This is a genomic window from Pseudomonas abietaniphila (genome assembly GCF_039697315.1).
Taxonomy (GTDB): Bacteria; Pseudomonadota; Gammaproteobacteria; order Pseudomonadales; family Pseudomonadaceae; genus Aquipseudomonas; species Aquipseudomonas abietaniphila_B.
In genome coordinates, this window is sequence record NZ_CP155619.1 from 5,955,725 (window position 1) to 5,975,170 (window position 19,446).

Here is a 19,446-nt window from a genome sequence, read left to right on the forward strand (position 1 = left end):
TCGCAGGTTGCCGGGGATTTTTGAACCACCCCGGCGGCTCTTTGTGGGTTCTTTTTCAGGTCGTGTGCGTTGGAGGCGGTTTGTCGGGCAAAAAATCAGTAATATGGCGCAACATCGGTGTGGGCCAGTCCTGTGCCGGGCCTTCACGACCATATTGATGAAACACCAGCCCCCGCCAACGCCGGGCGCGCTGGTCAGGAAATAGAGGGTGTCATGGGTAACGAGAGCATTAATTGGGACAAGCTGGGTTTCGACTACATCAAGACCGACAAGCGCTTCCTGTCCACCTGGCGTGATGGTCAGTGGGAAAAGGGCACCCTGACCGAAGACAACGTGCTGCACATCAGCGAAGGCTCGACCGCGCTGCACTATGGTCAGCAGTGTTTCGAAGGCCTGAAGGCCTATCGCGCCAAAGACGGCTCGATCAACCTGTTCCGCCCGGACCAGAACGCCGCCCGTATGCAACGCAGCTGCACGCGTCTGCTGATGCCCCACGTACCGACCGACATGTTCATTGAAGCGTGCAAGGACGTAGTGCGTGCCAACGAGCGCTTCATTCCCCCCTACGGCACCGGCGGCGCCCTTTATTTGCGTCCGTTCGTGATCGGCGTGGGCGACAACATCGGCGTGCGGGCTGCCCCTGAATTCATTTTTTCGGTGTTCTGCATCCCGGTCGGCCCGTACTTCAAAGGCGGCATGAAGCCTCACAACTTCGCGATCTCCAGCTACGACCGCGCCGCCCCTCAGGGCACCGGTGCCGCCAAGGTCGGTGGCAACTACGCCGCGAGCATGATGCCGGGCGCCGAAGCCAAGAAGAACGGCTTCGCCGACGCGATCTACCTGGACCCGCTGACCCACTCGAAAATCGAGGAAGTCGGTTCGGCCAACTTCTTCGGCATCACTCACGATGACCAGTTCATCACACCGAAATCGCCGTCCGTGCTGCCAGGCATCACCCGCCTGTCGCTGATCGAGCTGGCGGAGAGTCGTCTGGGCCTGAAAGTCACCGAAGGCGAAGTCTTCATCGACAAGCTGGACCAATTCAAGGAAGCAGGCGCGTGTGGCACTGCCGCTGTGATCACGCCAATCGGCGGGATCAGCTACAAGGACAAGCTCCACGTGTTCCACAGCGAGACCGAAGTCGGTCCGGTGACCCAGCGCCTGTACAAGGAACTGACCGGCATCCAGTTCGGCGAGATCGAAGGTCCTGCAGGTTGGGTCGTCAAGGTCTGAACCTGACCGTAGCGAACCCGCAATCAAAAACCACCGCCCTTTGGCGGTGGTTTTTTTTGGGGGTGGCGTTAGCGGCTTGTTTATGACGTCAAGGCGCGCAGGTGCACGGTGGGAGCAAATTCATTCGCGAATAATCTGCCAGGCGATCGAGATGTGGATTGCTAGCAAGTGGACTATGGTTCAAACGGGCAGAAGTCCCGACCTCGCAAGACCTGATAGACAAGAAGGTCAATAAAGAAGAAGGAAGCTTTATGTTCACACGCGCCGATTCTCGTCCCTTCCAGCGTCTCCAACCGCTGACCCTTTCCTTGAGTATGCTCGCGATCGGCACCGTTCCCGGCGCCTGGGCTGCAGATGCCGAATACCCCCATGCCCATGAAACCATTGGCACCGTCGAGCAAATCTACGACGGAGCCATGCTCCCTGACCTGGCCGTTAGCACCTATCGCAACATCGATCGACTGTTCCCGACCCACACCATCAAGGCTGGCAGTCATCCGTATGCGTTGCCCAAATCCGACAAGCCACTGGGCAACGTGCACTTCACCTACGAAGGCAAGAAATACGATCTGTACGACTATGTCGCGCTGGACAGTGTGACCGCGATGCTGGTGATCAAGGACGGCAAGATCGCCTACGAAACCTATCAGCGCGGCAACACTGAAAAAACCCGCTGGATGTCGATGTCAGTGGCCAAGTCCATCACATCAACCCTCGCCGCTGTGGCCATCCATGACGGCCTGATCAAAGGCCTCGACGCGCAGGTGGTCGATTACGTGCCGGAGCTCAAGGGCAGCGCGTACGAGGGCGTGACCGTGCGCGATGTGCTGATGATGTCTTCAGGCGTTAAATGGAACGAAACCTACACGGATCCGAAGTCCGACCGCCGTGCTTTGCTCAATGCGCAGATTTCACAAAAGCCGCGTTCGGCGGTGGCGCTGATGGCCAAACTGCCCAGAGCGGCAGAGCCCGGCACGGTAAATAACTACAGCACCGGTGAAACCCAGATCCTTGGTGAAATCGTCCGGGGTGCGGTGAAAATGCCGCTGGCCGATTACCTCTCGCAGAAGATCTGGCAACCGTTCGGCATGGAAAGCGACGCCAAATGGTGGCTGGATTCCACCAACGGCGTGGAGATCGGCGGCAGTGGCATCAGCGCCACGCTGCGCGACTACGGTCGGTTCGGCTTGTTCTTCATGAACAACGGCCAGATTGACGGGAAATCGATCCTGCCAGAGGGCTGGGTCAAGGAAGCCACGATCCCGACAACGCTCAAGGGCGGCAAGACGCTGGATTACGGCTACATGTGGTGGACCGCCTGGACCGACCCGTCGAAGAAGGATGGCGCATACGCGGCGGTCGGCATCCAGGGGCAGAACATCTACGTCAACCCGGCCAATAACGTGGTGATCGTCACGTTTGGCGCGCAGCCCAAGCCGGTCGACAAAGAGCCCATCGACCCTATGGTGTTCTTCGATGCGGTGGTCGCCGAGCTGAAATAGCGTTTCAGCGGACCCGGAGCCGCCGGGGTCAGGGCGGCTCTTGCTGAAGGTTACTGACCCAGGTTGCCGAGCAGGTCGGCCTGGACGATCTCGATCCAGTACTCGTCCGGATCGGCGATGAACGCCACGTGCTTCATGCCCTTGTCCAGACGCTTGACGAACGGCACGCCCAACGATTCGAACCGTGCACAGGCGGCTTCAATGTCAGGCACCGAAAAGCAGATATGGCCGAACCCGCGCGGATCCTTGTTGCCGTTGTGGTACTGCGAATCGTCGCTCTCCGTGCCCCAGTTATGCGTGAGTTCCAGCACCGATTCGCGGCTGAAGGTATGGCTCATGCGCGCCGACGTTTCGTCCGGCACCTCACCACCTTTCGTCATCGCCAGAAACAAAAGCGAGAACTTCGCCTCGGGAAAATCCACCTTGCGCAGCAACCGCATGCCCAGCACGCGGGTGTAAAAATCCAGCGAACGCTCGGGATCCTTGACCCGCAGCATGGTGTGGTTGAACACGTAATCCTGAGTGACGGCATCGGGCGTCAGGCAGACACCGGGTTGCGTTTCGCTGACGAAGGACATGGCAGGCTGCTCGTTGTGAGTGATCCGGCAGTTTAAAACCCTCACTCCCGGGCGGGTAATACCGGATTACTACGGTGTTTCAGAGGCCACACGTCGCCCTGTAGCAGCAGTTGGAAGTTACGACCGCCTCGATAGCGGTGTGCCAGACAGATCGCATTCGCGGCCGTCGTAACCTCCGACTGCTCCTACAACAATAATGGTCGCCTGATGCACCGCTTATAACCGCGCGGGAATACCGGATTACTACGGTGTTGCAGCGGCTACACATAACCCTGTAGGAGCAGTCGGAGTTTACGACGGCCGCGAATGCGGCGGGTCAGTCAACGATGATGTCGCCCACCTGACGCATTCGCCAGTTGGCCACTCAATGCCTATGTCCCACGCAAATCACCAAAGCGCCGCGATATCTGTAGGAGCAGTCGGAGGTTACGACGGCCGCGAATGCGGTGTGCCAGACAGAATGCCTTCGCGGCCGTCATCACCTCCAACTGCTCCTGCAACGATCACGGTCGCCTGATGCACCGCTTATAACCACGTAGTAGTGCGCTATTACCTAGTGCCCAACATCGCTACTACTATCAATTCAGCTTGATTGCACCGACAAAAAAAATAAGAAGGACAAAAGCCATGACAGACCTGAAGCTCGATCGTCGCCGCTTTTTGCAAGGAAGCGGCGGACTGCTCCTGGGAACCTTGCTGTTCGGTTCCGGCCCCATTGCACTGCTTGCTCCAAGCCGGACCTGGGCGTTGGAGATGAACACGCTGGACAGCAACACCGGCAGCAGACTGTTGCTGGTCATCCGTCGCATATTCCCTCACGACACCATGGAAGACGCGGTTTATGCGTTTTCCGTCAAAGCCCTCGATGAAAAAGCGGCTCAGGACCCGAGCGTCGCCGACACCTTGAAAAAGGGGCTCGCCGATCTCGACCAGCGTGCCGGTGGCGACTGGAGCAAGTTGCCTGAAGACAAACAGGTCGGGCTGCTCAAGGAAGTGCAGGGTGAACCGTTCTTTGCGCTGGTGCGCGGCGTGTCGGTCAACAGCCTGTACAGCAACGAACTGGCCTACAAGCACTTCGGTTATGAAGGCGCTTCCTTCCCCAAAGGCGGTTACATCCATCGCGGTTTCAACGACCTGAAATGGTTGCCGAACCCGCCTGTCGATGCCAGCCCGAATGTCCCTGCCTGAGGAGCGCAATCATGACGACCTACAACTTTGACGACGATTCCGTGGTGGTAATCATCGGCTCCGGCGCAGGCGGCGGAACCCTGGCGAACGAGCTGTGCCAGAAGGGCGTGCCGGTGGTGCTGCTGGAAGCGGGTGCGCGGCAATCGCCAGGCACGTTCATCAACGACGAATGGCCTTCGTTCGCGCAATTGGCCTGGGGCGACACCCGTACCACGTCAGGCAGCTGGCGCGTGGCGAAGGATTTTCCGAATCTGCCGGCCTGGATCTGCAAGACCGTGGGCGGGACGACCACCCACTGGGCGGGCGCCAGCCTGCGCTTTCAGGAGCACGAATTCCGCGCGCTCGACACTTACGGCAAAGTCGAGGGCGCCAACCTGCTCAACTGGCCCGTGAGCCTGGCGGAACTCGAGCCGTATTACGCCCGTGCCGAAGACAAGATGGGCGTGACCCGCACCAACAACATTGAAGGGCTGCCGGGCAACAACAACTTCAAGGTGCTGTACAACGGCGCACAGAAGATGGGGTACAAGGAGTGCTCGACCGGGCACATGGCGATCAACAGCGCGCCGCGTGCCGGGCGCGCCGGATGTCAGCAACTGGGCTTTTGCTTCCAAGGCTGCAAGATGGGCGCGAAATGGTCGACGCTCTACACCGAAATCCCCGCCGCCGAAGCCACCGGCAAGCTGGAACTGCGCGCCCAGTGCCACGTCGCGAAGATCGAGCACGACGACAAGGGGCGGGCGAGTGCGGTGGTGTATTTCGACGCGCAGGGCAAGGAGCAGCGTCAGAAGGCGCGGGTCGTCGCGGTGGCCGGGAACTCCATCGAAACCCCACGGTTGCTGCTCAATTCATCCAGCAGCCAGTTTCCTCACGGTCTGGCCAATGGTTCCGGGATGGTGGGCAAGCACTACATGCGTCACACCACGGGCAGTGTTTTCGCCTCATTCAACGAGGAGGTCCATTTCTATCGCGGCACGATTATGGCCGGGCTCATTGGTGACGAGATTCATCACAAGCCCGACCGCGGTTTCGTGGGCGGTTACGAGATGGAAACCGTCTCTCTCGGGCCATCGTTCCTGGCGGCGTTCTTCAACCCCGGCGCATGGGGCCGGGAGTTCACCGATGTGATGGAGCAGTACAGCAAGCTGGCCGCGATGTGGATCGTGGGCGAGGACATGCCCCAGGAGAGCAACCGCATTACCCTCAACGACAGCGTCAAGGACAAGTACGGCCTGCCGGTGCCCAACGTGCATTACGACGATCACCCCAACGATTTGGCCATGCGCGAGCATGCGTTCAAGCAGGGTGAGGCGCTGTATTCATCGGTTGGCGCGGTCAAGACGTTTCGCGTGCCGCCGTATCCGTCGACCCACAACCTGGGCACGTGCCGCATGAGTGAAAAAGCGCAGGACGGGGTATGCAACAAGCATGGACAGAGCCATGAAATCCCCAACCTGTTCATCTCCGACGGCAGCCAGTTCACCACCAGCGCCGGAGAAAACCCGACGTTGACCATCGTGACGCTGGCGATCCGGCAGGCGGAGTTCATCGCGGAGGCGTTGAAGACCAAGGCGGTTTGAAACCGTTGGAGTCCGTTGTAGCGGCGCGCGTGTTCTGGGGCCAGAGTACGCGCGCTTGCAAAAAACGCCGCCCTATTTGATTCCCAGCTTGGCGTCCAGCGACAGTCTGCCGGCGCCCTTGGCGATGATGATCAGCAGCAGTCCGGCCCAGGTCAGGTGCGTGGCCCAGGCGTCCGGGTAAACGAACACCTCGATCACGGTGGTCATGCCCAGCAACGCAAACGCCGACAATCGAGAAAACAAACCCAGTATCAGCAGCACCGGAAACAGGTGCTCGGCATAGGCCGCCATGTGCGCGGCGATTTCCGGGGGCACCAGCGGCAATTTGTATTCGGTGCGGAACAGCTCGTAGGTGCTGTCGGTGAGGGTCAGGAAGCCTTCCACCTTGGTCCGGCCGGACATCAGGAACACGCCGGCGATGGCGAAGCGTGCGACCAGCGACAGCAACGAATCGTTGATCAACAGGTGAAGCCGGTCTGCAATGCGGCCCCAGATTGCGCGCAGGGGTCTATGCCCCGCATCGTCGGTGCGTACGGTATCCATGGTGTTCTCCATTTGCCCTTGGGTTGCCCTTGATTAAGGGTTGTCAGGTTCGGGGGTGGGGCGTCAGGCGGGCTCGTTCGCTGCAAAGGCGTCGGCGCCGACCAGTCGTGTCAGCAGGTCCAGCATGTCCAGCGAGGGCTCGGCCTCAGTCGCCTGCTGCGCGGCGTGCTCCAGCGGTGCGCCCGCTTTGCAGGCATCGAGAAAGGCACATTCGCCGACCGTCAACGCGTGCCAGGTGACGACACCGCCACTGCGGACCAGCAGCGCGCCTTCGCCGTGCCAGGCGAGCGTCTCAGGCATCGGGGTCTGTTCGCGATTGTGTCGCCAGATCGTGAATACCGGCTGATCGGCAAACCATATCCATTGCGCGGCACGACGGGGTTTGAGCACCCGCCTGGCCAGCTCTTCAGGCGTCAGAGCGGCAAGGCGGATGACATCGACACCGGGTTCTTCCATCGCGGTATGGCACTGGTTCCACAGCAGATCGAGCCGCGCTACGTTGCCGAGATAGGGCATCTGCTGCGCGTGTTCGAACCGGTCGAGGAATACGGGAAACCCGTTGCCGTGGTACACCAGCCGCGCATCCACTGGCGGCGCATGACGGGCGTGAATAGCAGCCGCCGCCAGAAACCATTCGTTGCCCACCAGACGCTCCACCGTAGGGAAGTTGGCTTGCAAGGCATCCACCGCGCCTTTCATCACCGTGTTGCGGTACACCGAAAAACCGGGCTGGTCGGTCAGCAGAGTAAGGGTGTCCGCTTCGGGGTTGTACAACGCCTCGACGAAGAGGTCCTGGAAATCGGTCAGAGACGGTTGCATGGCAGACCCTCCAGCAGGGTTTGAGCACGGTCACGCTCCAGCAACAGCTCACCGAACGGCGGGATATGGTCGTCCCGTTCGATCAGCGTAGGTCGTGGGCCCACGCGCTGAATCAAGCGCTGGTACAAGGCCCAGACGGGTTCTGCCACCGGGGCGTCGTGGGAGTCGATCAGCAAGGCAGCACCTCCAGGGTCGGAACTGTGCCCGGCCAGATGAATTTCCATGATGGCCTCGCCGGGAAACGCGTCGACGTAAGCGTTGGCGTCATAGCCCATGTTGTGGGCGCTGAGAAACACGTTGTTGATATCCAGCAACAGGCCGCAGCCGGTGCGTGCGCTCAGCTCGGCGAGAAATTCGATCTCGCTGCACGCGTGACCTTCAAGCTGCACGTAGTGACTCGGATTCTCGACGGCGATGCGCCGCTGGAGAACGTCTTGCGTGCGCTGAATGTTGTCGGCAATTCGCTGCAGGGCTTGCCCGGTGCGAGGAAAGGGCAGCAGATCGGGGTGGTACTGACCCCGCCAGGTGGACCAGGCGAGGTGCTCGGAAACAAGGGCTGGCTGAACGCGGTCGATCAGTGTCTTGAGCCGCTGCAGGTGTTCAACGTCGGGCGCACAGTCGGCCGCCAGGGACAGTGACACACCGTGCAGCGACAGCGGGTGACGGCTGCCGATCGTTTCCAGCCATGCCAGGCGCGGGCCGCCGTCGATCATGTAGTTTTCCGGATGGACTTCAAACCACACACCCTTGGCAGCGCAGTCAAACGCGGCTTCGTAGTGGTCGGCCTTGAGGCCCAGTCCGGCACCCAGTGTGAGTGATGTGTTCATGATCGACGCCTGTCCTTGCGATGGTGTTGGCTGTGGTGCATCGCGCGTTCGCTTTCGCGAGCGCTCGACTTACATCGGGGTCAGCGAGCCCATGCCGTGCGGGGTTTTGATCGAGGTGCAGGTGCCGGCTGGAACGTTCTTCCAGGCGTTGGTCTGGTAGTCGGTCTTGGCAGTGCCTGCGCAGGTGGTGCCAGCGCCAGCCTTGCAATCGTTCTTGCCGGCCATGGCCACGCCGTAGCATTTTTCCATGGCAGGAGCGTCCATCTTTTCAGCGGCCATTGCGCCGGAAGCCATGGAAGCGAAAGCCAGAGCAGCGGCAGCGAGTTTGATGTTGTTCATGTTGTTTCTCCAATTACCTTGATTGAGGGTGGTCGCAGCACCGGCGTGTGAGTGACGCTGTGCATCTGATCCGAAAGGTAGTTCGCTGGAGAAACGAAGACGGTTACAGCCGGTTGCAAATATTTTGAAAAAACTTTCTGACGCGTCGTCGGGGTGAGCTGGAAACCCACCTCTATGGTGTTTTATTTCACCACACCGTATTCCACCAACAGGCTTTCCATCCAGTCCATGAACACCCGGCAACGTTGTGGCAGGTGGCGGCGGTGGGCGTAGAGCAGCGAAACAGGCATCGGTGCAGGTCGGTAGTCGGGCAGGATTTCCACCAGGCCGCCCCGTTGCAGTTGGTGTTCCCTGGACAACAGCGGCGCCTGAATGATGCCCAGTCCGCCGACGCAGGCAGCCTCGTAGGCTTCAACGTTGTTAACCTTGACGCTGCAGGGCATGGGGATGCGATGGTCCTTGCCGTCGCGGTGGTACTCGAACATCCCGTTGCCCGCGCCAAACGCGCTGACGTAATCGATCAGCAGGTGTTGTTGCAGGTCCTCCAGCGTGTGAGGCACGCCATAGCGTTCGGCGTAGTCGGCGCTGACGCAATTGATCATGTTGAGGTGACCGACATGCCGTGCGACCAGCGACGTATCGGACAACTCGCCCACGCGCATGACGCAGTCGAAACCTTCACGCACAAGGTCGACGCGGCGGTCGGTGCTGCTGATTTCCATCTCAATGAGCGGATGCCGGTCGATGAACTCCCTTAAGCGCGGCAGCACCAGCCTGCGTGCCACGGCCGTGGGCATGTCGACTCGCAGACGCCCGCTGAGCACCGCGTTGTCCTGGCGAAACAGGCTTTCGACTTCGTCCATCTGTGCCAGCAGGTCTTTGCTGCGCTCATACAGCACCTGGCCGTCCGGTGTGGTTTGCACCTTGCGGGTGGTGCGCAGCAGCAGGCGTGTGTTCATCAGTTGCTCAAGGGCACGAACCTGCTCGGACACGCTGGAGCGGGGAAGGCCGAGTGCGTCACTGGCCAATGTGAAGCTTGAAAGCTCGGCAACGCGAACGAAGGTCTTCAGCAGGTCGAGTTTGTTCATCGGCGTCACTCTTGATTGTTCGGTAATGACGATCAGTTATTTCGTTTGCTGGGAATTTATCGAAGTCTTATCGAACAATACTCTGCTCCTCACTGATTGAATACAGCCATATGAGGACACAACCATGAGCAACAAAATCGCGATCATCACCGGGGCCAGCCGTGGCCTGGGCAAGAGCACTGCGCTGCATCTGGCCAGGCAGGGCATCGACATCATTGGCACGTACCGCAGTCGCGAAGACGAAGCGCGGAGCGTTGTCGCCGAGATCGAAGCATTGGGCGGCAAGGCCAAGATGCTGCAGCTGGATGTCGGTGACAGCCGTGGGTTCGACACCTTCGCCACGCAGGTGTCGGCGCTGCTCAGTGCGTATTTCAAAGCTGAACGTGTTGATTTCCTGGTGAATAACGCGGGCATCGGTCTGTACGCCAGCTGCGCCGACACCACCGAGGCGCAGTTCGATCAGCTGATGAACGTGCACTTCAAAGGCCCGTTCTTCCTGACCCAGAAACTGCTGCCGCTGATTGCCGACGGCGGTCGCATCGTTAACCTGTCGTCCGGTCTGGCGCGTTTTTCACCGATCGGCTACGCCGCCTATGCCTCGATGAAAGGCGCGATTGAAGTCTGGACGCGTTATCTGGCCAACGAACTCGGCCCTCGGGGGATTACCGTAAACGCGTTGGCCCCTGGCGCGATCGAGACCGATTTCGGTGGCGGCACCGTACGCGACAACAAAGACGTGAATGACTGGGTGGCCGCGAACACCGCGATGAAACGGGCCGGTTTGCCCGATGACATCGGAGCGGCCATTGCGATGTTGCTGAGTGACGGCGGCCGCTGGATCACGGCGCAGCGCATCGAGGCGTCTGGCGGGATGTTCGTGTGACCTGACAACCATTGCCTCGCGTGCGGCTGCGGCTATCCGTTGATGTAGTAGATGCACAACGACAAGGTCACCAGCGAGCCCAAGGTGGAGATCAGGATCGTGCTGGACACCACCGAGGCCTCGCGCTTGTAATACTCGGCCAGCATGAACGGGCCGGTACCGGTCGGCAGCGCGCTGAGCAACAGCGCAGAGTTCGCCCACAACGGCGGCAGGTGAAAGACGTGAAACGCCAGGAACCAGGTCAGCAGGGGATGGGCGATCAGCTTGATCAGCACCAACAGGCTCGTGCCATGGCGCGGGCCTTGTTGTTTTTGGGCCAGGAACAGACCGAGGGAAATCAGCGCACACGGAGTCGTCGCCGCGCCCAACAGGCTGAGAAACTTGTCCAGTGCGCCGGGCAACGGTAGGCCGGTCGAGGCCCAGCACGCGCCGAGAATCGGCGACACCACCAGCGGATTCTTGGCCAGCGCCTTCAGCACTTTGAAGACGATGCGGTGCACCTGCGCTTCGCTTTGCAGGCCGATCTCGATGCACACCAGCGCGATGCCGAACAGCACACAGACCACCAGCAGCGACGCAATCAACGCCGGCTCAAGGCCGTTATGCCCGAGCACCATTACGCACAGCGGGATGCCGATGTAGCCCGTGTTCGCGTAAGAAGCACTGAGTGCGTCAATGCTGGCGTCGGCAAAGTGCCCGGCTTTCTTGCGTCGGATCAGCAGGGTGATGACAAACATCGCCATCGTGGAAAGAGTGAACACCGCGACGAATCCAGGGTGCCAGATCTGTTCCCAAGTGGCCGTTGCGGTCGCCGTGAACAGCAAGGCGGGCAGGCACAGCCAGACCACCATCCGGTTGATTTCGGACGCGGCAGTCGGGCCTAGACGGTTGGTGCGACGGCAGAGGTAACCGACCAGAATCAAGGCGAAGATCGGCAACAGCACATTTAAAACGGATGACATCGGATCTCGGCCCTTGGCGTTTGACGGCAACACGCTGAAACAAGCGGCAAAGAGTAGAGTCGGAAATCGTTAGCGTCCAACCTTTCTTGCCTGATGGGCGTCGATTCATGGGCGCCGAGCCTTGATCCAGAGCGGTCGGCGTGAAAGCGGGAAGGGCGCCCGAACGATCTCGGGCACCGGAGAGACTTATTTTTTGACGGGGGTAATGTCGGTGATCTGACCGTTGGTGGTCTGCACTTCGACGTACTTGTCGTTGATGCGCACCCATTGGCTTTGCTTGGCGGGCTCTTTCAGACCTTTGGCCTTCCAGTCTTTGATCGCTGCGCCAGGCCGCTGGAATTTCTCCGGCGCGCGGTCACCTTTTTCGAGATCGCGCAGGTTGTCTTTGGAGGATTGAACAGTCTGCGCAGGTGCATCGTCGGCCTGTACGGCGAAACTGGCGAGTGAAACACAGCCCAGGATCGTCAGACCGGCGATGAGCGATTTGTTTTTCATTCGAAGCTCCTTATCCAGTGCGTAATGCGCTGTTCACTACCTCCGACCTTGTCTGGCGTGAATCATTCCCTGGTTTACAAGGGTGTCACATGCATCCATACCGCTGCGGGAGCGAATTCATTCGCGAAACAGTGGGACATCCGACACCGTTTTGTCGCCCATACCGCTCGTGAATGAGCTCGCTTCCCTATGCCCGTTGTCAGCCCTGCAAGGCTGCGGCCACGCTCGCGGCCAATGGCGTTGTCGCCCGGCCAAGCAGTCTGCTCAACTGACGCCCGTCATCGAACAGCGCGCCCTTGGCCGCTGCCGCATCGGAGTTGGCCAGCAACTCAGCCACGAACGCCGGCAAACCGGCCTGCAGCAGCGCAGCTTTGTAGGCAGCCTCTGGCAGATCGGAATAAATCACCGGTTTGCCCGACTGACGACTCACCTCGGCGGCGAACTCCGTGAGGCTGTACGACGCATCGCCCGCGAGCTCATAGACACGACCGACCTGATCATCACGGGACGTCAAGACGGCCACCGCCGCATCGGCGTAGTCCGCGCGCGCCGCTGAACTGATTCGACCGTCGCCAGCGCTGCCGAAGTGCGCGCCGTGGGCCAGGTCTCCCGCAATGCCGGCGGTGTAGTTTTCGTGGTACCAGCCGTTACGCAACACGACGCCCGGCACGCCGGAGGCGGCGAGCGCCACTTCGGTCTGGCGATGTTCTTCCGCCAACCCCAGCAGCGACGTGTCGGCATGCAGCACGCTGGTGTACGCCAGCAATTCGACCCCGGCGCGTTTCGCCGCGTCGATCACGGCCTGGTGTTGAGCAACGCGTTGGCCGACTTCGCTGGATGAAATCAACAGAATCTTTTTCGCGCCTGCAAACGCGCCCTCCAGCGTGGCGGGTTGTGCGTAATCGGCCTGACGCACATGTACGCCTTTGGCCGCCAGATCCGCCGCTTTTTCAGGGCTGCGCACTGCCGCGACGATCTCTGACGCGGGGATTTGTTGCAGAAGGCGATCAATAACGAGGCGGCCAAGCTGACCTGATGCACCGGTGACGACAATCATGATGATTTCCTGCAGGGCAATGAATGTGCGATCAGCATAGACATCATGCTAACCTTTCGTAAGTACGTACAAAAAGGTAAGTGTCATGAACGATGTTTCCAGCCCGTCGGCGGAAAATGTTTCGCTGCTTGAGCGCATTCGCATGGGCGAGATCCTGGCGCGCGATTGCCCCTCGCGGGAAATCCTCAACCATGTCTGTAGCCGCTGGGGTGTGCTGGTGCTGGTGGTGTTGCTGGACGGCACGCACCGCTTCAGTGAACTGCGGCGCAAGATCGGCGGGGTCAGCGAAAAAATGCTCTCGCAAACCCTACAGAGTCTTGAACAGGACGGGTTCATTGATCGCAAGGCGCTGCCGGTGGTGCCGCCCCACGTCGAATACAGCCTGACCCCGCTGGGTGAAGAAGTGGCGATGCAGGTTAACGGGCTCACCACATGGATCGAACGAAACCTGCCACGCATCATGGACGCACGGCAGGCTCGCACGGATGCTGCTGAAGCGTCATAACGTGGCAGCGAGATCGACGGCCGCCGTTTTGGCGGTTTGGCGTGATTCAGCGTCGACGTCCGGGCCCAACAGGGTCTTCTCGATGACCACGTTGTACTGCTCGTCGATGCCCACCATTTCGCTCCAGGTCGTCAGGTACGCGATCTGATGTTCGGCGCGGTCCAAGGGCGCGCCGCGCGCCGCGATCACGACGACCTTGCGACCGTCGAGCAGGCCATTCAGGCCGCGCTCGTCGAACGTGAACAGCAGGTCTTTCTGGCTGACCACATCGATCAGGTGTTTGAGCTTGTAGGGAATGCCGAAATTCCACATGGGCACGGCGAACAGGATGATGTCGGCTTTGATGAAGCGCTGGGCGAGTTCAGTGATCTGCTCCCAGGCCTGTTTCTGTTCAGGCGTGCGCTCGACACCCATTATCCCGGCGTATTTTGCATCCAGCACCGCGCCGTCGAACTCCGGAAGTGGCATGTTCCAGACGTCCAGCGTGTCCACGGTGGCGATGGTGTGCCGCGCCTGCCAGGCCTCGATGAACGCGGTGGCGACTTCGATCGAGGCGGAGCGCTGTTTGCGGGGTGAGCTTTCGATGTACAGAAGATGGGGCATGTCGGTGTCCTTCCACGTGATGAGAGCGGCAGCATCAGTGATAGCAGAAGAATGCGTCGCGGGGCGTGTCCGGGGGCGGATGTCCCCGACAATCGGACACCCGCGCGCATGACCTTATAAAACCACCTGATTCCGGTACGGCAAATCCGGTCCCACCCGCGTGCAGGTTATCGCTGCGGCCGCCACGGCAAAATCGAGCATCTGCGTCAGCGTTTCGCGGTCCAGCGACGGCAGGCTGGCCGGGGTGTCGAGTCCGCGCTCGGTGAGAAACGTGATCAGCGCAGCCTGGAAGGTATCGCCGGCGCCCACGGTGTCGGCGGTTTTCACTTCGCGGGCCGGGACCGACCAGTGGCCCAACTCGCGGGTGAAGACCGTCGCGCCCTGGCGACCACGGGTCATGATCACCAGTTGGCAGTTGTGCTTGAGCCAGCCCTTGGCGACGGTTTCGGCGTCGATGTCGGGGTACAGCAGGTGCAGGTCTTCATCGCTGACTTTGATGAGGTGCGCGTGCTCGGCGAATTTCGCCACCTGACTGCGCCACAGCTCAATGCTCGGTGCCGGATTCAAGCGCACGTTGGGATCGAAAGTGATCAGACGTTTTCCGCTCTCGCGTTGCACCAGCGTCAGCAGCGCATCGGCCACCGGCTGCACCACCAGTGTGAACGAGCCGACATGCAGGCCGCGCACGCTCTCGTCCAGGGCGGGCAGGTGCTCTACGGTGAGCAGCCGGTCGGCGCAACCTTCGCCACGGAAGCTGTACTGCGGCGAGCCATCGGTACCGACAGCGACCATCGACAGCGTCGTGGGGGCGTCGAAGTGAATGAGGAAATCCTCACGCACGCCTTCTTCTTCAAGCACCGTCGCCAGACGCTTGCCCAGATAGTCGGTGGACAGTCCGGCAAAGAAACCGGCGTCCACGCCCAGACGGCGAAGGCCCACCGCGACGTTGAAGGGTGAGCCGCCTGCAACCGCCTGGTAGCCGATGCGGTTGCTCTTTGCATCGGCGTCCGGCTGACTGAAAAAGTCGAACAGTGCTTCGCCACAAACCAGGTACATAGGTGCTCCATAAAGGGCGTTGGTTAAACGCCCTGCAATTGATTGCGGTAGTGCTGATAAACCTGTTGATACGCCGCCACATGCTCTGGCACCGGGCGGGTTTCGCTGTCGGGATCGAGGCTCACGCAACGCTCACTCAGGGCGTGCAGTGACTCTCCGGCGCCATGGGCGTGCGAATGACACCAGGCGGCCTGGATTGCAGCGCCCAGTGCTGCGGCTTCGGTGCCCGTGGTGCAGATGACCGGGGTGTTCATGATGTCGGCAACGATCTGGCGCCAGATCGCGCTTTTTGCGCCGCCGCCGATCAGGCGGATGTTGGCGCTTTTGATGCCGCTGTCCCGCAGCAGGTCCAGGCCGTAGCGCAGCCCGAAGGTCGTGCCTTCGACTACGGCGCGGCACAGGTTCGCTTGATTCAGGTTGGTGCTGTCAAGTCCCAGAATGCTGCCGGTGGCATGGGGCAGGGCAGGCACCCGCTCGCCGTTGAGGAAGGGCAGCATGAGCACGCCCTGCGCGCCGATGGGCGAGGACGCGATCGCGGCATTGAACGTACCGATGTCCAGGGCAAACAGCTCGCGGATGGCGCTGGTGGCATTGGTCAGGTTCATGGTGCAGATCAGCGGCAGCCAGCCACCGGACGACGAACAGAACGTCGCCACCGACGGTTGAGCGCTGACGTTGGCTTCGTCGGCAAACGCATACACCGTACCGGACGAGCCCAGGCTCATGGTGATCGAGCCCGGTGCTATGTTGCCGGTGCCGATGGCGCCCATCATGTTGTCGCCGCCGCCGCTGGACACGATGGCATTGGGGTTGAGGCCCAGGCGCTCGGCAATCGCCGGCAGAATCGTGCCGACTGCTTCATGGGCCTCCAGCAACTCAGGCAATGCGTTGACCAGGCGGCCTGTCGGGTCGATGTGCTGCAGGATGTCGAGGTCCCATTCGCGGGTGCGCACGTTGAAATAGCCCGTGCCCGAGGCGTCGCCGAACTCGCTGCAGCAGCGGCCGGTCAGCCAGTAGTTGAGAAAATCGTGAGGCAACAGGATCTTGTCGGTACGCGCGAACAGCTCGGGGAACTGCTCCTTGGTCCAGAGCAGTTTTGACACGGTGTAGCCCGGCGCGATGGCGATACCCAGACGCTCCAGCGAACCCGCTTCGCCACCCAGGTAGTCCAGCAGACGGTCGTTCTCCGGTGCGGACTCGGTGTCGCACCACAGTTTGGCCGGGCGCAACACATGGCCCAACTCGTCGATCATCACCAGCCCGTGTTGCTGCCCGGACACGCCGATGCCTTGAATCTCGGCACCACTGATGCCGGCCTGAGCCAGGGCGGCGGCGGTCGCCTGCTCGAAGGCGTTGAGCCATTCCTGCACATCCTGCTCGCGGCGCCCGTTGGCACCGCTGATCATGTGATGCGCGCCCGAGCCTTCGCCCAGGACCTTGCCGCTGACGGCATCAAGGACGATCGCCTTGGTGCCTTGGGTGCCGCAATCAATGCCAAGAAACATGTTCACCTCGTGACCTCTGAAACTCAGACGGTTTTCGCCAACAGGTTTTCCAGGGTTTTACTGACGCCCAATTGCTTCAGGCTGTTCAGGTTGTGCTCGAACGATGCCACGAATTCAGCGGATTTCGGAATCGCCGCGCCGAAAATTTCTTCGACCTCAAGCAGGCGTTGAGTGACCAGCACGTCATCGGCCACCAGCGCCTTGCAGAAGTCGGCACGGGGGTCGACGACCTTGTAATCGACGCCGTTCTCGCCCTTGAAGTCGCCGTTCTTGTTGCCTTGCAGGTACAAGGCCCAGGCCGCGACCACCAGCGAGGCGCGGTCCATGTTGCCGCCGTCGACGATCAAGCGGTTGATGGTCGGCACGGTGAACTTGGGAAACTTCGACGAGCCGTCGGAGCACACGCGCTCCAGCTGGTCGGCAATGGCTTGATTGGAGAAGCGGTCGATCAGCGTCTGCTTGTAGTCGGTCAGGTCGATGCCCGGGACTGGCGCCAGTTGCGGGGTGACGTCCCGGTCCATGTAGGTGCGGATGTAATCGACGAACAACGGGTCGTTCATGGTTTCGTGAACGAAGCGATAGCCCTTCAACGCACCCAGATACGTCAGGGCGAGGTGGCTGCCGTTGAGCAGCTTGATCTTCATTTCTTCGTAAGGCGTCACGTCGTCGGTGAACTGCACGCCGACCTTTTCCCACGCAGGGCGGCCATTGACGAACTTGTCTTCCAGGACCCATTGCACGAACGGTTCGCAGACCACCGGCCAGGCGTCATCGATGCCTTTTTCGTCGTGCAGTTGCAGGCGATGCGCGGTGCTGGTCATCGGTGTGATGCGGTCGACCATGGCGTTCGGGAAACTGACGTGTTCGGCGATCCAGTCGTGCAGATCGGCGTCACGTAGTTTGGCGAACTTCAGCAGCGCCTTGCGGGTCACGGCGCCGTTGTGCGGCAGGTTATCGCAGGACATCAACGTGAACGCAGGCGTGCCTTCGGCGCGGCGTTTGGCGAGTGCTGCGCACAGGTAGCCGAACACGGTTTTCGGCGTGGCCGGGTGCTGCAGGTCGTGCTGGATCTGCGGCAGGTGGCTCATGAACTCGCCGGTGCTGTCGTCGATGCAGTAACCGCCTTCGGTGATGGTCAGCGAAACGATACGAATCTCGGGGCTGGCAAGCTTGTCGATCAGCGCCAGGTCATTGTCGGTGGACATCAGCATCTGGCTCATGGAACCGATGATGCGGGTTTCGGTGTCCGGGGTATCGCCCAGTTCGAACAGCGTGAACAGAAAGTCCTGGCTCTTCAGGGCTTCGAAATTGGCGCGGTCTTCTTCGCGCAAACTGACGCCACAGATGGCCCAGTCCAGATCCTCACCGGTGTTCATCAAGGCGTCGGTGTAGAACGCCTGATGCGCGCGGTGGAAGCCGCCGACACCGATGTGGGCGATGCCCTGACGACGGTCTTCAAGGGCGTAGGTAGGCAATGCAATGCCGGCACCCAGGTTTGAAAGATTCTGCTTGTTCAGTTTCATGACTACGGTCTCTGATTCTGTAATGTTCGTCGGCTCAGGCGGCGGCTTGCAGAGCCTTGCGAATGACCTGGCCCTGGGCGTCGAACAGATGGCAATGGGTGCTGTCCAGGTGCAGGTTCAGGGTCTCGCCGTACTGGCTGGCGAGGTCGCCGCGAATCCGCAGGGTCAGGGCTTCACCGGAAGCCGTGCGCACGTGGCAATAGGTGTCACTGCCCAGGCGTTCACTGACGTCGGCCACGACTTTGAGTTGGCAATCGCCTTCTTTGGCGAGCTCCAGGTGCTCAGGGCGAATGCCCAGGGTCACGGCATCGCCGACGCTCTGTTGCGCGTTGGTGAACGGCAGGCTGATGGTGGCGCCGGCGTCCAGCGTGACGTCGCAGCCGGTACTGCTGACGCGGCTGACCTTGCCTTTGAGAAAGCCCATTTTCGGTGTGCCGAGGAAACCGGCGACGAACAGGTTGGCCGGGTGGTGATAGAGCTCCAGGGGCGAGCCAACCTGCTCCACGCGTCCGCCGTTGAGCACGACCACCTTGTCGGCCAGGGTCATGGCTTCAACCTGGTCGTGGGTCACGTAAATCATGGTCGCTTCCAGCTCTTTGTGCAGGCGCGACAGTTCCAGGCGGGTCTGTACGCGCAGTGCGGCGTCGAGGTTGGACAGCGGTTCGTCGAACAGGAAGATTTTCGGGTTGCGCACGATGGCGCGGCCGATCGCCACCCGTTGACGCTGACCACCGGACAGCTGCTTGGGCTTGCGCTCCAGCAAGGGGCCCAGTTCCAGAATGCGCGCGGCCTCGGCAACTTTCTTCTCGACCTCGGCTTTCGGTGTGCCCGCCAGGTCCAGCGCGAAAGACAGGTTCTTGCCCACGGTCATGTGCGGGTACAACGCGTAGGTCTGAAACACCATCGCCAGGTCGCGCTTGGCCGGGGTGACTTGAGTGATCTCGCGGCCATCGAGTTCGATGCTGCCGCTGGTGACGTCTTCAAGGCCGGCGATCAGCCGCAACAGGGTCGATTTGCCGCAGCCGGACGGACCGACGAAGACCACGAACTCACGGTCTTTGACGTCCAGGTCGATGCCTTTGATGATCTGATGGCCGTCGAAGCCTTTTTGCAGATTTCTGATTGTCAGGTTAGCCATGTGGGGCTCCAGTTTTATTCTT

Annotated in this window: 20 protein-coding genes; 6 read left to right on the forward strand and 14 right to left on the reverse strand. The window is 60.8% G+C overall.

Annotated elements, in window-relative coordinates; genetic code table 11:
- Window positions 1-213: 213 nt before the first annotated feature.
- Entirely contained in the window at window positions 214-1,233 is a 1,020-nt protein-coding gene (locus ABDX87_RS26240) for a branched-chain amino acid aminotransferase (RefSeq protein ID WP_346830508.1), read from the forward strand.
- Between the two features lie 251 nt (window positions 1,234-1,484).
- Complete coding sequence (locus ABDX87_RS26245) at window positions 1,485-2,735, forward strand: serine hydrolase domain-containing protein (RefSeq protein ID WP_346830509.1); 1,251 nt, start codon at window positions 1,485-1,487, stop codon at window positions 2,733-2,735.
- 50 nt (window positions 2,736-2,785) lie between these two features.
- Here the strand turns inward: ABDX87_RS26245 and gloA are convergent, their stop codons facing one another.
- A complete protein-coding gene (gloA, locus tag ABDX87_RS26250; protein ID WP_346830510.1) occupies window positions 2,786-3,313 on the reverse strand; it encodes a lactoylglutathione lyase in 528 nt (175 codons plus the stop codon).
- A 627-nt stretch (window positions 3,314-3,940) separates the two neighbouring features.
- On the opposite strand from gloA, the gene ABDX87_RS26255 reads away from it, so the two are divergent.
- Window positions 3,941-4,501 (forward strand): tat (twin-arginine translocation) pathway signal sequence, encoded by a 561-nt coding sequence (locus tag ABDX87_RS26255; protein ID WP_346830511.1) that lies wholly within the window; start codon window positions 3,941-3,943, stop codon window positions 4,499-4,501.
- An 11-nt stretch (window positions 4,502-4,512) separates the two neighbouring features.
- The gene (locus tag ABDX87_RS26260; protein WP_346830512.1) at window positions 4,513-6,081 is read left to right on the forward strand and encodes a GMC family oxidoreductase; all 1,569 of its coding nucleotides are present in this window, start codon (window positions 4,513-4,515) and stop codon (window positions 6,079-6,081) included.
- A 72-nt stretch (window positions 6,082-6,153) separates the two neighbouring features.
- On the opposite strand, the gene ABDX87_RS26265 is transcribed toward ABDX87_RS26260, so the two are convergent.
- The 5 genes from ABDX87_RS26265 to ABDX87_RS26285 form a co-directional block, all read right to left on the reverse strand.
- The gene (locus ABDX87_RS26265) at window positions 6,154-6,624 is read right to left on the reverse strand and encodes a DoxX family protein (RefSeq protein WP_346830513.1); all 471 of its coding nucleotides are present in this window, start codon (window positions 6,622-6,624) and stop codon (window positions 6,154-6,156) included.
- Window positions 6,625-6,687: 63 nt separating this feature from the next.
- Window positions 6,688-7,443: a DNA-binding domain-containing protein gene (locus tag ABDX87_RS26270; protein ID WP_346830514.1), complete on the reverse strand. Its 756-nt coding sequence runs from the start codon at window positions 7,441-7,443 to the stop codon at window positions 6,688-6,690.
- Complete coding sequence (gene bufB / locus ABDX87_RS26275; RefSeq protein ID WP_346830515.1) at window positions 7,428-8,270, reverse strand: MNIO family bufferin maturase; 843 nt, start codon at window positions 8,268-8,270, stop codon at window positions 7,428-7,430. Before bufB ends, ABDX87_RS26270 begins: the two co-directional genes overlap by 16 nt.
- Window positions 8,271-8,339: 69 nt before the next feature.
- On the reverse strand, window positions 8,340-8,609 hold the full coding sequence (locus ABDX87_RS26280) for a BufA1 family periplasmic bufferin-type metallophore (RefSeq protein WP_346830516.1): 270 nt from the start codon (window positions 8,607-8,609) through the stop codon (window positions 8,340-8,342).
- Between the two features lie 182 nt (window positions 8,610-8,791).
- A complete protein-coding gene (locus ABDX87_RS26285) occupies window positions 8,792-9,697 on the reverse strand; it encodes a LysR family transcriptional regulator (RefSeq protein ID WP_346830517.1) in 906 nt (301 codons plus the stop codon).
- Between the two features lie 124 nt (window positions 9,698-9,821).
- Between ABDX87_RS26285 and ABDX87_RS26290 the strand changes: the two genes are divergently transcribed.
- Window positions 9,822-10,580, forward strand: coding sequence for an SDR family NAD(P)-dependent oxidoreductase (locus tag ABDX87_RS26290; RefSeq protein ID WP_346830518.1), 759 nt, complete (start codon window positions 9,822-9,824; stop codon window positions 10,578-10,580).
- Window positions 10,581-10,612: 32 nt separating this feature from the next.
- On the opposite strand, the gene ABDX87_RS26295 is transcribed toward ABDX87_RS26290, so the two are convergent.
- The 3 genes from ABDX87_RS26295 to ABDX87_RS26305 form a co-directional block, all read right to left on the reverse strand.
- Window positions 10,613-11,542, reverse strand: coding sequence for an AEC family transporter (locus ABDX87_RS26295; RefSeq protein ID WP_346830519.1), 930 nt, complete (start codon window positions 11,540-11,542; stop codon window positions 10,613-10,615).
- Window positions 11,543-11,728: 186 nt separating this feature from the next.
- A complete protein-coding gene (locus ABDX87_RS26300; protein WP_346830520.1) occupies window positions 11,729-12,037 on the reverse strand; it encodes an RcnB family protein in 309 nt (102 codons plus the stop codon).
- 199 nt (window positions 12,038-12,236) lie between these two features.
- Window positions 12,237-13,094, reverse strand: a complete 858-nt coding sequence (locus ABDX87_RS26305; protein ID WP_346830521.1) for an SDR family oxidoreductase — start codon at window positions 13,092-13,094, stop codon at window positions 12,237-12,239.
- Between the two features lie 85 nt (window positions 13,095-13,179).
- On the opposite strand from ABDX87_RS26305, the gene ABDX87_RS26310 reads away from it, so the two are divergent.
- A complete protein-coding gene (locus ABDX87_RS26310; protein WP_346830522.1) occupies window positions 13,180-13,599 on the forward strand; it encodes a winged helix-turn-helix transcriptional regulator in 420 nt (139 codons plus the stop codon).
- On the opposite strand, the gene ABDX87_RS26315 is transcribed toward ABDX87_RS26310, so the two are convergent.
- The 5 genes from ABDX87_RS26315 to ABDX87_RS26335 all read right to left on the reverse strand — a co-directional run bounded on the left by ABDX87_RS26315 (window position 13,594) and on the right by ABDX87_RS26335 (window position 19,424).
- Window positions 13,594-14,202, reverse strand: a complete 609-nt coding sequence (locus ABDX87_RS26315) for an FMN-dependent NADH-azoreductase (protein WP_346830523.1) — start codon at window positions 14,200-14,202, stop codon at window positions 13,594-13,596. The genes ABDX87_RS26310 and ABDX87_RS26315 overlap by 6 nt on opposite strands.
- Window positions 14,203-14,316: 114 nt before the next feature.
- Complete coding sequence (locus ABDX87_RS26320; protein WP_346830524.1) at window positions 14,317-15,258, reverse strand: carbohydrate kinase family protein; 942 nt, start codon at window positions 15,256-15,258, stop codon at window positions 14,317-14,319.
- Window positions 15,259-15,281: 23 nt separating this feature from the next.
- Window positions 15,282-16,763 (reverse strand): xylulokinase, encoded by a 1,482-nt coding sequence (gene xylB / locus ABDX87_RS26325; RefSeq protein ID WP_346830525.1) that lies wholly within the window; start codon window positions 16,761-16,763, stop codon window positions 15,282-15,284.
- A gap of 23 nt (window positions 16,764-16,786) precedes the next feature.
- Window positions 16,787-18,286 carry a mannitol dehydrogenase family protein gene (locus ABDX87_RS26330; RefSeq protein WP_346830526.1) on the reverse strand — a complete coding sequence of 500 codons (1,500 nt, stop codon included), beginning with the start codon at window positions 18,284-18,286 and terminating at the stop codon, window positions 16,787-16,789.
- A gap of 34 nt (window positions 18,287-18,320) precedes the next feature.
- A complete protein-coding gene (locus ABDX87_RS26335; protein ID WP_346830527.1) occupies window positions 18,321-19,424 on the reverse strand; it encodes an ABC transporter ATP-binding protein in 1,104 nt (367 codons plus the stop codon).
- Window positions 19,425-19,446: the final 22 nt, after the last annotated feature.